Below are 13,270 nucleotides of genomic sequence, written 5' to 3' on the forward strand. Positions count from 1 at the left end.
ACGTGGTCGGCTCACATGGTGCCAAGCAAAAGGCGAGGTGATATACAATGAAACAAAATAGGGGCTATTCAATAAGTCCTTAAAATAAAAAGTTGGGCGGAAAAACGTAATGTTATCCGACCAACTTTTTTTCTTGCTGCATTTGTAGGAAAGTAGCGAGCCGGATGCATGCTGCTTATAGTAGATTGTAAAAAACCTACTTTGGCGATCATAATAGCTATACCAAAAATGCCCCGGACGCTACGTCTATGGAGATGAAGAAAGACCACATGAAAATAGTTAAATGAAGCTTGGCTACAATGTTCAATTGACTCCGGAAAACCAGTTCAATTAATTTTACAACCTTCATCAGCGTCCAACGGTTACGCACTGCTTTATTCCACATCTGGAGTAACTTGCTGAGTTTTCTTTGCCGACACAGGCTATACAAACAGGGGCTTCCAGCAGTCAGCTTTCTGACTTTCCGGACAGCCCCTTCTCCCAACCGTACAACTTACAAAAAAACACTACCCCGCAACCATTCAATCCTACATAACTAATCTATCACCCATCCACCTTGAGTTACTTGATAGGTAAACCGATCATTATCAAACTCCAGTCCGAATCCTGCTTTTGCAGGAACATAGAACATTCCGTCTCGCACGGAATACGCGCTAGCGTCCATTCCTTCGATCGTGATGTCATCCCATTCCACGAACTGAAAACCTTTGATGCTGGCAGACAGATGTCCCGTTGCGTATATGCCATAAGCATTGCCATAACAGTGCGGCGCAGTCAACAAGGCATGCTCATCCAGCTTTGCGCCAAGCTCCAGCCAGTGGGTAAAGCCGGGATGGATAATATCGTATTGCAACACGTCGACTCTCCCCTGTATAGCCCAGTCAACCAATCGGGGGGAGGCATACCCTTCTCCGTCCGCGATTAGCACGTTCTGATTACGTTGCTTCAGCCACGACTTCAAATCTTTATACAATTCGTCATCTTCGTGGAAGGCTTCTTCGATCCAATACAGATCAATATCCGATAAAGCGGTCAGAACTTCTTTTGTCAGGTTAAGATTATACGCATTGTTGGCATCGATCATCAGCTTTCCTTCCGGGCCAGCCACTTCCCTTACGCCCTCCACGATCGCGATGTCCCGTCTAGTCCCTTCCATCAGCGGCATATGCATCCCGCCGCGTCCTACTTTTATTTTAAAATGACGATGTCCCTTCGCGTAGCCTTGTTTCGCTTCTTCCTGAATGAGCGCGACCGCATCCTTGTCATTGGTTAGATGCAAATCGTCAAAATAAAGAGAAGTATCATAGCATGGAACGGCCAGCCCGTTTTGCGTTTGGCTGCTCGCCCCATTATACATTTCATACACCGGCTGGTTCCATCTACGCCCCAACCAATCGAGTAACGGAAATTCGAGACAGATGCGATAAGGCTCAAGTATTTTCCCCTTATCGTCGAATAAGTCGCGAATAGGCTTCCCGACAAGCGTTCTCGCCTGCTCTGCCGTGATGCGCGATGCGCCATATGCCGTTTGGCCGTCAATGGTGATCCGGACCAGGCTCACTTCGCAGGCCGTGCCATGAATGCCTAGTCTGGCGTTTGCCCCGGCACTGCGCGCCCGCTCCCCGTGAAGCTTAGCGAATTCGATCCTCTCAATTACCCAGTTCTTATCTATTCCTGCAAGATTCATTCCTATCCCGCTCCTTCATGATTAGATGTGACTATTATGGTTATTTCACATTCATACTCCGGTATTCCCCCGGCGTTTTGCCTTCGAGTTTCTTAAATACGCGGTTAAAGGAAACCGAATGGGTGTACCCGACCAAGTTAGCAATATGTTGAATGGGTTCCGCGGTTGCCTTCAAATATTGTTTGGCTTTCTCCATGCGAAAATAAATTAAATAACTGACGAAGCTTTCCCCGAATTCTTCCTTGAAGAGGCGGCTTAAATAATTTCCGCTCATGCCGAATTTATCGCTAATCGAGGTCAAAGATAGGTTCGAATCATGATAATTCATTTCGATATAACTTCTAATGTCACGAACCGTCTCATGGTTGCTATGATTTTCCCGCATGCCTTGAATATCATTAAATAAGGTCAAGAGGATGTTCTTTAAATTTTCCTGGGTATCCGTAACAGACTCAATGATGTAAATCTCTTCGCGTATATGGGACAAGCTGTTTTCTTTCAAAGATTCGATGGACTCCATATCTAAGTAGGATAGTTCTCTATCCAGCTCAAAGAGCAGGTAATTCAGTAAATTCACCATATCTTCCGCGGTTAAAATAGCCCCTTTCACTTCGCTGAACAGCCGCTCGAAGGTGTTCTCCCACTTCGCGTCGCCTACTCTGAACGAGTCGGCGAGAGCATGGACAAGATGCTGGTATTCGTAATAAACCTTCCCTGATTTCCCCTCGACATCTTCGCGCGAGATGATTTTGCGGTCTTCAAGCAGCCACTTATATCGCAAAATCTCCTCGGCATCCCGATAGGATCTTTTCAAATCGCGAATATAAAACACTTCGCGACCTATGCCGACGGTAATGCTGAACGTCATAAACCGTTCCATCCAATCGAGCATTTCCCGCCAAAATCCGTTCACTGTCTCGGACATGTTGCACGAATCGGATTCGCCGAGGCTAAATAGGAGGATCAGCCTTGTTTGCGACATCCATTCGCAATAGATGCCGAATGGATAATACTCTGCAATCTCCTGAATCACTTTGGTCACGGCGTACCTTAGCAAATACTGATCCGACGCCGAGTATCGACTGTCGAACTGGTGGAAACGGTCGATCTCGGCGATCGAGAATTGAAACTGCTTGGACTGGATCAACAAGTGTCCGTCCTTCAATTCCGAAAGTAATTGTTCGACCTCACCTGTGACGTCATCGCTCATGATCTTTTGAAACACATGCTTGCGCTTGATGACATCATCCTTTGCCGACTGCTCCCGGAACTTGCCTAGCTCCTCCGCCATATTTCCGAACGTGGATTCGATAAACCCGAATTCGTCCATATGCCGAACTTCGGCAAATTCGTCTTTCTTGCTGGGAGCATTCATTCGAATGCGAGTGATAATCGATTCGATCGGCTTGTAATTTCTGCGCGTCGCATATACCACCCAAATCACGCCAACTACGGTGACCAACGATCCCAGAATGATCCATAAGTATGAAAAGGCAGAAGCGTAGCTGATCATATTCCCTTGCTTGATACCGCTTTCAAATGTCCATCCCGTATAAGGCGATGTGACACTTGCCAGCTGCACATGATTGTTCTTAGCCTTCTCCTTAGATCTTTCGCTCGTATCGAGCAGCATGTCCCCTTGCCTATGGATCGCGATAAAACCTAACTTCAAGGCCGTCTTTTCTTCAATCGACCCGGCAATGGCCTGGGACCGAATATTGACGACGACCACCCCCTGGCTGCCGTGCTCCAGCGGAGCCTTGCGTACAAGGCTAACCACCTTTTGCGACGGATCATGCGGCGCGAACGGGTCCTGTCTGCCGGTCCAATTGAGATGGTTCCTTGCGCTCTGAGCTTCTTTGATGAACGCCTCGTCCGTAAATCCATCCAAATTGGCCAAGCCGTCCTGCGCTAGCAGCAGGCGATCGGACCATCGCACGACATAGATAGACGAAATCCACGGATTGGAATCCATCCATCCCCTCAACTTCTCGCCCATTTCGTAATTCAGGAAATACGAATTCGCCGTCCCCTTCTCGTTAAAGAAAGCGGAGAACACTTCATCCGTCTGAATCCCTTGCATGATAACGCTGTCAATTGTCTGCAACGACTGGTCCACGGATTGCATCACGGTCTGTGCGAACATCGCATTGGCGCGTCCCGCCTCTTCCTGCGATAGCTTCACGATGAACAGAAAACAAGAGATAATCAAACCCGAAACAACAAAGAGCACGATCGGGAGATAAGAGAACAACAACCGATAAAACCACTTATTGCGCTTCATTCTTTATCCCCCTGCCCATCGTTTGGATGTTGAACGATCTTACTTCGTATATAAATCTTTGGTTAAATAAGCCGTGTCTTTATTTGCATTATACCAATCCTTCCACCAATCGTCGATTTGTTCGCCTCCGACCTGCTTCCATGCATGTTGCGCATCGGCAATCGCTTGATCCGCGGTGTAGGAATCGCCGCTGACGATCGCTTTCTTCAAAATATTATCGATCTGCCCGTTTACGGTAGAGGAGATGGTCTGCAGCTCTTTGGGCAGCACAGGCCTAAACTCAAGGAATGTAAATCCCGGGTAAGGACGGTCCGGACTCAAGTAATTTTCCGTTGCTTGCCCGTATAGCTCCAGCCATGTCTTTTCTATCGGATTATCAAGGTTCAGGGAATTGATATAAGCAGGCACGCTCCCGAAGAAGGCCGGCGAATACAATAAATTAACGTCATTTGTCCAAGAGAACTTTGGATTATCAAGCTGTTTAAGTGCCGGAAAACCGGCCTCGGTCAGCGTATGATCGGTTCCATCATCTCCATAAGCCAACTTGGTCATGCTCGCTTTATCCGATAGGAAATCGATATACTTCATAACGGCTGCCGGATCTTTGGCATTGGCATTGACGATACCCACCACTTGGATCGGCGGAATCAAGCCGCCGCTGAACTGGCCGTATGTGCTCGCAGGCAGCGCAATGCACAGCACTTCTGCATTCGGATTATTGTTCTTTAATGTGGCAAGGACCTGCATTTCGTCGATTCCATCGATCGAGCCCCCGTAAATGCCCAGCTTGCCCGTTACCCATTCTTCCTTTGCTTTGGTCCCATCCTTATCGTTCAGGAAGTCTTTATTTACAATATCCGCATCAAACAGCTGCTTCTTGAAAGCCAGTGCATCCTTTTTTCGATCCCAGCCGTTTACTAGCTCGTCGTTTTCCACCACAGGAGTGATATTCCCGAACATAACGTCAATCAAGGCACCTGTAATAAAACTCATCGCTATGCCCCGCGTATCGTTCTTCCCGTTGCCGTCAGGATCCTGGGTTGCAAACGCCTTGGCCACTTCATAGAGCTCCTCCGTCGTTTGGGGAACCGACAGATTCAGCGCTTTCAACCAGTCCGCCCGAATAAACAATGAATCATTGGGCTGCAATCCGTTCATTCGACCGATTTGATAAATATGTCCGTCCGGGTTAGTCGTAAGTTTTTTCAGTCCCGGGTAGTCCTCCAGCAGCTTCTTATAGGTGGTACTCGTTTCGTTGATGAGATCCTCGAGCGGCATAGCTTGACGCTGGTTAATCAGTTGGCCTTTGAAATCGCTGCTATAAGACCATACGATGTCCGGGGCTCCCCCTGCCGCGAATAAGGTATTATATTTCTCCGTATCCGAAAAGCGCAGGATCGGAACGAACTTAACCTCTGCAGGTCCCTCCTCGTTGATCCACTTTGTCGCCCAATTATCCGCAATGGTGCCCTGATCGGCCGGGACATTGCCTCGATCGTATACGGCTGCAGTCATTTTACCCTTTGCCGCGGTTTTATTTCCGTCCGTGCCCGAATCGTTTTCCTTGGATGGAGTTGTAGAGCATCCTAATACCGTTACACTGCACAATAGGATGTAAACGAACGCCATCATCGAACCTCGTCGAAGTTTCCGATTGATCATGTATGCGCCTCCCCTTTCATTTCACCATGCTCCAAATGTAAGATGCTGCTGCCATTCATAGCCTCAGCTAACCTTTTAATGATCCAATCATTACCCCTTTAACAAAATGCTTTTGGACGAAAGGGTAGACGATCAATACTGGAATGACCATAACCAGTACACCTGCAGCCTTCACGCCCTCGGGTGTAATCGCTTTCTGCAAATCCGAATCGATGGCCAACTGCGGGTTCGAGGCGGAAAATATCATTTGCTGTACCAACACGGCCAAATTATATTTGCTCGTATCATTGATGTAAATCAATACGTTGAAGAAATTGTTCCAATACGCGACGCCATAAAATAAGGAGATCGCCACAAGCATTGGCAGCGACACGGGAAGCACGATTCTCATAATCAATCGGAGCTCGCCGCAGCCATCGATGCGGGCCGCATCCTCCAGCTCTCTTGGTATGTTTTGGAAAAACGTTTTTACAACCCACATGTTATACGTGCTTATCATCCCCGGTAACCACAGGGCCCAGTAGGAATTGACCAAACCAAGCGATTTGACCAACAAATAGTTAGGAATTAATCCGCCGCTAAAAATCATCGTAAAAATGATGGCCAACGATAAAAATCGGCGGCCATAAAAATATTCTCTGGACAAGGGGTATGCCACAGCGATGGATGCTGTCATACTGCATAACACGCCGACTATCGTGATGACGATACTGTTGCCGAATGCATCGACGATCCGGGTCCCGAGAAATAAAGCTTTATAAGAATCCCAATTCCATTGTACCGGCCATAACGAGACCCGTCCCGCCATAATCATGCCCGGGTCGCTGAACGAGGTTGCAAAAAGATGAACTAAAGGCAAGAAACAAAGCAGTCCCGCCATCAACAATACGAAGTAATTAACTGCATAAAACACTTTTTCGCCAGAGGATGCGCGCATCAATCCATCCCTCCTTTACCACAGTTCTTTCCCCATTCGGCGGGCGATTTGGTTCGCCGTCAGGATCAACATCAACCCTACCAGCGATTCGAACAACCCCATGGCTGTCGTAAGGCTGAATTGCGCCCCCTGCAGCCCAAGCTGGTACACCCAGGTGCTGATGACTTCCGAGACGCTGGCCACGACGGGATTGCCCAGAATATAGATTTGATCAAACGATACCTCCATAATACTTCCCATGGATAGAATCAGCATCATCACCACGACCGTACTGACTCCAGGCAATGTAATATGCCAGATTTGCCGCCATTTGCTTGCACCATCGATGGCAGCCGCTTCGTACAAGACCGGGTCGATCGCAGCCAGAGCGGCCAAATAAATGATGGCGCTGAAGCCCGCTTCCTTCCAAATCCCCGATCCGAGATAGATCGTAACCCATGAGGTCACATCGTACATAAATGCATGGTTGTAGCCGAACCACCGTTCCAGCAGCAGGTTCAAACTCCCCGCTTCTTGCGAGAATAACGTCAGCACGATACCCCCTACAATAACCCACGAGAAGAAATGAGGCAAAAACACCATCGTCTGAATCGAACGTTTAAACCACGTTTTACGCACTTCATTGAGCAGCAAAGCTAGAAGAATCGGAAACGGGAAACCAACAACGAGTCGGAGCAAGCTTAGCCATAACGTGTTAATAATAATATCCGTTGTGAGAGCATTGCTGAAGATCAAGTTAAAATTGTCCAAGCCGACCCATGGACTGCGTACAATTCCGTCATGGAGGTTGTAATCTTTGAATGCGATTACGAGCCCCGCCATCGGTGTGTATTTGAAAAGAAGATAAAAGAGTGCTCCCGGAATAAACATCCATAGGAGCGGCACATTTTGTTTGAACCGTCTACTTGCGCTTGTTCCCATACGTCACCTCCATGTTGCTCGCATAGCCTGTTTTCATTTCATTGTACCTCCTCCGTCCGACATGGAATTCGAATGCTTTTTCATCATCAAGGTTTTGGAATTCCCAGACAAGATACAAAATAAGCTGAACTAAACCAAATAAGGAAAACGCAAACTAAACCTTTTCAATAGAACACACATTTTCAGCAATCTCACCTAAAAACCTGCTCAAATAAAAAAAGACGAGCAAAAATCAGGACATATACCTGAAATGAGCTCGCCGATGCTTGGCCTTTCGTTTTCTAGCTGCCATACTTCATATGACAATTCGTCATAAAAAAAAGGAGCGGCTCCCGCCACTCCTCCTTCCCGCCTTACACATTCCGAAAACGCTGCAGCAGCAAATATCCGCTCACATTTGACGTTTTTTTCTGGTACACGATTTTGAAATCGTCCAACAGGCAGTTCAACGCAGTAATAAGCAGTCCATTCGTTACCAAAGTAGCTTTGCAAGGCTCAGCGCTGCCAATGACGCGTACAGAAACGATTCGGCGTGCAGAGCCGGGAACAAGCGGATTTCTTGTCCAACTGATCAACACCAAGTCAGGCTGACGAACAGCTTTTAGTCCACCCATACCGATCACCTCGATTCTATTAAACTTCTATATATCAGATGCGTGATCCGCTCACATGGTGCCAACCAAATGGCGGAGTGATATACGATGATACGCAAAAAGGGACCCACCTTAATAGGATGAGTCCTAACGCCATACGCTTTTGCTGAGCTGCTACAAGGATGAGTCCCAACGCCACACGCTTTTGCTAAACTGCTACAAGGATGAGTTCAACGCCACACGCTTTTGCTGAGCTGCTACACAACTCTACTGCTCCCACACTCTCATCGCTCTGACCGATAAATCTCCTTCACTAAACGATAAGCCAGCTTCGGCTTGCGATACTCGTTTAGCAATCCCTTATTATTGAAGCTTCGCGCGCGATCGCGGAAGTAAGGTCGGTCGCTCCGCACATCAACGCGAATATCGGCGAAGTGCCAGATCAGCGTACCCGCAATGCGAGGGTCGTCACGGAATATGTTGAGCGCACGCGTCACCGTATCAGCCTGATAGTCTTCGCTGAACAAGCGCGGCTCCCAGCCTGAATCACCGAATATCCCCGCTGCGCCGAACTCGCTCATGATGACAGGCTTGCCGCCCGCGCCCTGCTTCTCGGCATTGCTGTAGTAGTTTTTCAGCATGCTGCTGAATCCATCGACGCTGCCTTCATACCAGCCGTAATATTTGTTAATCCCGATTACGTCGAAATGGGATAATACAATATCCTCCTCCGGATGCATGGTCGCATAAGTGACGAGCCTGCTGCTGTCCATGCTGCGGATTTTGCCCACAAAAGCTTTGGTCAGCTCGAGCGCTTCCTCCGTCCGCGTATCAATCTCGTTGTGCGCTCCCCAGAAAATGATCGACGGATGGTGATAATCACGTGTAATCATTTCATCAAGCATGTTGACGCCACGCTCTCTGAAGATCGGGCTTGCCAGCGTTTCGACGCTCATAAAACAGCCCCACATCGGAATCTCGCTCCACAGCAGCATGCCGTGCTCATCCAGCAAGTCGATCCAGAACTGGCTCTGCGGGTAGTGAGATCCACGCACGATATTGCAGCCCATATCGGTCAAAATATCAAGATCCTTCAGCATCAGCTTAGGCGGGAAAGCGAAGCCCCACTCAGGGTGCTCTTCATGCCGATTCACGCCTTGGAGATATAGCTTTCGACCATTCAGCAAAATGTCGCTGCCCTGTACTTCCACGCTGCGGAATCCAGTCCGGTCGATGAGATCATCATTCCCCGCTTGAACCGTGAACGTATACAGCGCCGGCTCTCCGATGTCCCATCTACGGATTTGCGCAGGGCTCCCCTGAAGCGTCAAGCTCACAACTTGATCGGCAGCGACTTGCACAGAGAAGGCAGAGAGCGAAAGCCCCTCCGTCACTGCACTCACTTCAACTTGGCTGTCTTCCTTGCTAAGCGACCTTAGCTCTACCTGCAACTGAATATCGGCGGTATCACCACTTAACTGATAGTCAATTTTCATCGATTCAATGTACACATCAGGCAGCTCCTGCAGCTCGACCGATCGCATAATTCCCCCGTAGGAGTGCCAATCCGCAATGTCTGTCGGCAGCGTTTGCCAATCCACCGTATTATCCACGCGAATAACGAGCTCATGCTTGCCTTGAGGCAGCTTGGGGAGAACGACGGAGAATGCTGTAAATCCGCCAAAATGATTCCCCACATGCTGGCCGTCCACATAAACATCCGCATGGTGAAGAATACCCTCAAAGGCCAACCGAATATTGGCTTCCTGCACATTGTCAAAATAAGTACGGTACCAAGCCGCACCAATATAATCATAAGTTCCTAATTCATTGTTCCAACAGGAGGGTACAACAAGCTTGCGGGAACCTGCAGGAAACTGGGATGCCCATCCTTCATTTTTGCCGATATCGCTTGCATCCGTTATGAAATCCCACAATCCATCCAATAGCCTTGTAGGCCGCAGCATATGCTGCTGAAATGTCCGTATCACGTTTAACGAGCCCCTTTCCTATTCGCTTCGTAAAGCGTATCATAAAAGAAGAGCCGCATCACATGGCTAAACCTCATCACTCTTTGTCAAAATCGCTACAAGGCTGGTGATCCATTTCCTTGTCTAACCACCGAATGTACCATCATCGGCTTTCATATGAGAAGCTGCCTGTTCCAGGCTGGAAGGATATACGGAATACAACCGATGTTCATTCTCTCTACTGGGTCCAGAGCGGCGAAGGAGACTTTTTTTATGGGGCGGAGGAAGTGCCGCTGCGTGTGCAGGCTGGGGATTTATTGTATATGAAACGTGGGTTTACGCTCTCCATGTCATCCTCTATGGACAAGCCATTATGTATTCGGATGCTGCTATTCGATGTGCTCGATATACCTTATGAACAGGATCACTGGCTGAAGCCCGTCCCTGTCGACTCTCTGGATGTGCCTTTTTATAAAACATACTCGCCAGAACAAGCGTATTGGGTCGAGTCGCAGTTTGCACGCATGTGGTCTATCCAAGGAACCGATTCGCATGAGCGGCAAGCCGAGTTCCAATATGTGCTGACTCGCTTGATTACATTCATGAAAGACAACGATACGTCGCAGAGTCCCTCTATGAAAGCCTTCCAACAGGCGAAGCTGTGGATGGAAACAGGCTATCATCAGCCCATCCGGCTGGAGGAGCTTGCGCAAGACCTTGGTATTTCCGTTTCGCAATTGCGCAAAATGTTCATGAAGCATATCGGCATTTCGCCCAAGGCTTATTTAAATCAAGTTCGGAATGAGCAAGCGAAGACGCTGCTATTGCTTACGGATGAGCCGATGAAGGCCATTGCGGATGCATGCGGATTTGCGGATGAGTTTCATTTTGGCAAAATGTTTCGCGTATGGAACGGGATCGCCCCTGCTCGTTTCCGTGCATGGAACAAGTCCGAGCGCTAGGTTGGATGCCTGAGAAGCTTGAAGCAGCCGAAGAACTCTATGATTGGCTCAGCTACGATACGGGCACGGCTTTAAGCGCCGGAACCTTACTCCGCCCAAATTCGCTCCAGCTTAACCTCATCGCCTGCGAATGAAAGCTGAAACACATCCGGATTGCTCATTGCCTGCCATTCTTTAAATCCGATTCGGCTATCAAAATGGTTCAGAATTAGCGAAATCAGATTGCCGTGCGACACGATCACCACATTACTGTATCCGCTCCCGCTTGCTTCCAATACGACCGGAACGGCACGCCGCATCGCTTCGTTACTCGTTTCGCCGCCTTCAAAGCGTAATTCCAAATCATCATACGTGTTGCTTAGCTTCTCCAGCCAATCCAAGCTATTCTCGGTAGTAAGGACACGCTCGGTTAATCGGTCATCTAGCACGATCTCCATCCCTAAGCGGTCAGCTAACGGCTTTATAGATCGGTATGCTCTCTCGTATGGACTTGATATCACATGATCAATGTCTCTTGTCAAGAAAAACGCAGCCAGCTGCTCAGCCTCCCGAGCACCGCTTTCGGTTAACGGAGCCGACGCCTCTTGCCCTGTAGCCTTGCAATGACGGACGATGTATATATTTTTCATAAATGCATTCCCCCGCAGCAGCCGATTATCTACAGACTTACATTAATGACTTCCCTCTAGATTCCCAAGCGCATCCAGCATCGTCTCACCTGCATAAAGCTTAGGTAATTTAAGGAATACATATCGGTTAAGAAAACGATTGATATCCTGTGGCATAGGATCATTAAAGTGGTACATATTGCGATCCAACTCATCCCACGCAACCATAACCATTTCATTAACCTGGCTAATAATGCTTCTATTGCTTGTCGGCGTATAGCTAATCCCTCTTGCCCCGCTAAGATACGTATCAATGAGTCCTTGATCTGCCCCGTCTCGAAGCAAATTGTCTTGTAAATGCTCGACAAGGATAGTATCCAATCGTTTGAAATCTGCCTTCACTAACCCATACACCATAAAGTTGTATCTCGTTTCATTATTCATAATGAGTACACATTTCTTGCGCTTGTATAAAAATAGATGGGCATGCCACCCGTATATCGACTTATCAAAGCTTGGTTGCAGCTCGGTCAAAGGTGCTTGAAGCTCCGCGGCCAGCTTTTTTGTGCATTGTACAATCATGATAAACATCACCTCTCAGAGAACTTAATGTCACGATTCCATTCTTTCTTTCAAATTCTTATAAAATTGGTTTCGATCCATCTCTTCCGGCAGCCCGGATACTTGTCCATCCCCAATTTCAATAATAACCCAATTGCCTTCTACGGTCTTAGCAATATCCATCGTAAAAAATGTACTGGAAATTCTTTTGCTTATTGCAATAAAAGGCTCTAGATTAGGCTTTACGTTATGATAACTTGCCTCATCCCAATATTCCGCGCTTGCCAGCAACTCATGATTAAGGAAAAACAAGCGATATTCATTAGACAAAGGCATCCCGCTTAGCGGATGCTTAGACAATTGCTCAAGCTCGATATACTCTCGAAATACAACCCCTCCATTTATATCCGAACCTTGACGTTCCACGAAGTTGTTTAACACATATTCCACCTGCAGCTTATCCGACGCGTCTGGAATATAACAGGCTTCCTCCCACTCATGCTTCCGTGATTTCACATAATCCTTAATAATAATCGGCTTTTGACCAAATTTTTTGAGCATTTCATGAACAGGAGCATAATCGGTAGAAAGAGCTTCTACATCCATCCAATAACTTATAGGCGTTGCATCTTTTATCATCTCATACGAACGAGGAAAATAATGACCATTGCTGTATTCGAATGGTGAGTTGATGAGCAGTAGATTTTTTTTCTTCAGTTCATTGTACAAGGCCTCATAGCTTTCCGGCTTCATCATCCATCCTCTATAAATGATGATCTCAGGCTCTTCAGCAGGCTGGATACGTTTGACCGATTTCATAGCGTGGCCTTCAAGCAGCAGTTCTAAGGATAGAAGCTCAACCTTCATACCGAGCTGAGCGGCTTCCTCATATTCAGCTTCATAGCCTGAATCCACGATTCGGTAATCGAAAACATCGGAGCCAAATAATATTCTCATAAACGAGCACCTCGCAATACGACTTTCACATCATCGTATCATATTCTTCAAACTCACTAAATAAAAGGATTGAAGAACGAAACAAGCGTGGAGTAAGCACGAAGGGAAGGTTTGGAACTGGAGGAGCG

Annotated in this window: 11 protein-coding genes; 1 reads left to right on the forward strand and 10 read right to left on the reverse strand. The window is 47.6% G+C overall.

Features of this window, described 5'->3' with window-relative positions:
• Positions 1-535 precede the first annotated feature (535 nt).
• The 7 genes from AB4Z29_RS26295 to AB4Z29_RS26325 all read right to left on the reverse strand — a co-directional run bounded on the left by AB4Z29_RS26295 (position 536) and on the right by AB4Z29_RS26325 (position 10,075).
• Entirely contained in the window at positions 536-1,687 is a 1,152-nt protein-coding gene (locus AB4Z29_RS26295) for an enolase C-terminal domain-like protein (RefSeq protein WP_441945943.1), read from the reverse strand.
• 40 nt (positions 1,688-1,727) lie between these two features.
• On the reverse strand, positions 1,728-3,971 hold the full coding sequence (locus tag AB4Z29_RS26300; protein WP_441945944.1) for a helix-turn-helix domain-containing protein: 2,244 nt from the start codon (positions 3,969-3,971) through the stop codon (positions 1,728-1,730).
• Between the two features lie 39 nt (positions 3,972-4,010).
• Positions 4,011-5,633, reverse strand: coding sequence for an extracellular solute-binding protein (locus tag AB4Z29_RS26305; RefSeq protein WP_441945945.1), 1,623 nt, complete (start codon positions 5,631-5,633; stop codon positions 4,011-4,013).
• Positions 5,634-5,700: 67 nt separating this feature from the next.
• Positions 5,701-6,570, reverse strand: coding sequence for a carbohydrate ABC transporter permease (locus AB4Z29_RS26310; RefSeq protein ID WP_441945994.1), 870 nt, complete (start codon positions 6,568-6,570; stop codon positions 5,701-5,703).
• 15 nt (positions 6,571-6,585) lie between these two features.
• Positions 6,586-7,491, reverse strand: a complete 906-nt coding sequence (locus tag AB4Z29_RS26315) for an ABC transporter permease (RefSeq protein ID WP_441945946.1) — start codon at positions 7,489-7,491, stop codon at positions 6,586-6,588.
• A gap of 353 nt (positions 7,492-7,844) precedes the next feature.
• Positions 7,845-8,105 (reverse strand): hypothetical protein, encoded by a 261-nt coding sequence (locus AB4Z29_RS26320; protein ID WP_441945947.1) that lies wholly within the window; start codon positions 8,103-8,105, stop codon positions 7,845-7,847.
• 263 nt (positions 8,106-8,368) lie between these two features.
• Entirely contained in the window at positions 8,369-10,075 is a 1,707-nt protein-coding gene (locus tag AB4Z29_RS26325; protein WP_441945948.1) for a glycoside hydrolase family 2 TIM barrel-domain containing protein, read from the reverse strand.
• A 119-nt stretch (positions 10,076-10,194) separates the two neighbouring features.
• Between AB4Z29_RS26325 and AB4Z29_RS26330 the strand changes: the two genes are divergently transcribed.
• Entirely contained in the window at positions 10,195-11,016 is an 822-nt protein-coding gene (locus AB4Z29_RS26330; RefSeq protein ID WP_441945949.1) for a helix-turn-helix transcriptional regulator, read from the forward strand.
• Between the two features lie 86 nt (positions 11,017-11,102).
• Here AB4Z29_RS26330 and AB4Z29_RS26335 read toward each other — a convergent pair whose 3' ends face one another.
• From AB4Z29_RS26335 to AB4Z29_RS26345, 3 genes are read right to left on the reverse strand one after another with little or no spacing between them, the layout of a single operon-like run.
• Positions 11,103-11,645, reverse strand: a complete 543-nt coding sequence (locus AB4Z29_RS26335) for a histidine phosphatase family protein (RefSeq protein ID WP_441945950.1) — start codon at positions 11,643-11,645, stop codon at positions 11,103-11,105.
• 42 nt (positions 11,646-11,687) lie between these two features.
• The gene (locus AB4Z29_RS26340) at positions 11,688-12,206 is read right to left on the reverse strand and encodes a DUF6933 domain-containing protein (protein WP_441945951.1); all 519 of its coding nucleotides are present in this window, start codon (positions 12,204-12,206) and stop codon (positions 11,688-11,690) included.
• A gap of 30 nt (positions 12,207-12,236) precedes the next feature.
• A complete protein-coding gene (locus AB4Z29_RS26345) occupies positions 12,237-13,142 on the reverse strand; it encodes an ATP-grasp domain-containing protein (protein WP_441945952.1) in 906 nt (301 codons plus the stop codon).
• Positions 13,143-13,270 lie beyond the last annotated feature (128 nt).

The sequence above is a fragment of the Paenibacillus sp. 2TAB23 genome (assembly GCF_052115165.1).
In the GTDB taxonomy this organism is placed as follows: Bacteria; Bacillota; Bacilli; order Paenibacillales; family Paenibacillaceae; genus Pristimantibacillus.

Excerpts from the sequence above, each read along its gene's own strand:
- AB4Z29_RS26295 (WP_441945943.1), bottom strand. The coding sequence starts at position 1,687 with ATGAATCTTGCAGGAATAGATAAGAACTGGGTAATTGAGAGGATCGAA.
- AB4Z29_RS26300 (WP_441945944.1), bottom strand. The coding sequence starts at position 3,971 with ATGAAGCGCAATAAGTGGTTTTATCGGTTGTTGTTCTCTTATCTCCCG.
- AB4Z29_RS26305 (WP_441945945.1), bottom strand. The coding sequence starts at position 5,633 with ATGATCAATCGGAAACTTCGACGAGGTTCGATGATGGCGTTCGTTTAC.
- AB4Z29_RS26310 (WP_441945994.1), bottom strand. The coding sequence starts at position 6,570 with ATGCGCGCATCCTCTGGCGAAAAAGTGTTTTATGCAGTTAATTACTTC.
- AB4Z29_RS26315 (WP_441945946.1), bottom strand. The coding sequence starts at position 7,491 with ATGGGAACAAGCGCAAGTAGACGGTTCAAACAAAATGTGCCGCTCCTA.
- AB4Z29_RS26320 (WP_441945947.1), bottom strand. The coding sequence starts at position 8,105 with ATGGGTGGACTAAAAGCTGTTCGTCAGCCTGACTTGGTGTTGATCAGT.
- AB4Z29_RS26335 (WP_441945950.1), bottom strand. The coding sequence starts at position 11,645 with ATGAAAAATATATACATCGTCCGTCATTGCAAGGCTACAGGGCAAGAG.
- AB4Z29_RS26340 (WP_441945951.1), bottom strand. The coding sequence starts at position 12,206 with ATGATTGTACAATGCACAAAAAAGCTGGCCGCGGAGCTTCAAGCACCT.
- AB4Z29_RS26345 (WP_441945952.1), bottom strand. The coding sequence starts at position 13,142 with ATGAGAATATTATTTGGCTCCGATGTTTTCGATTACCGAATCGTGGAT.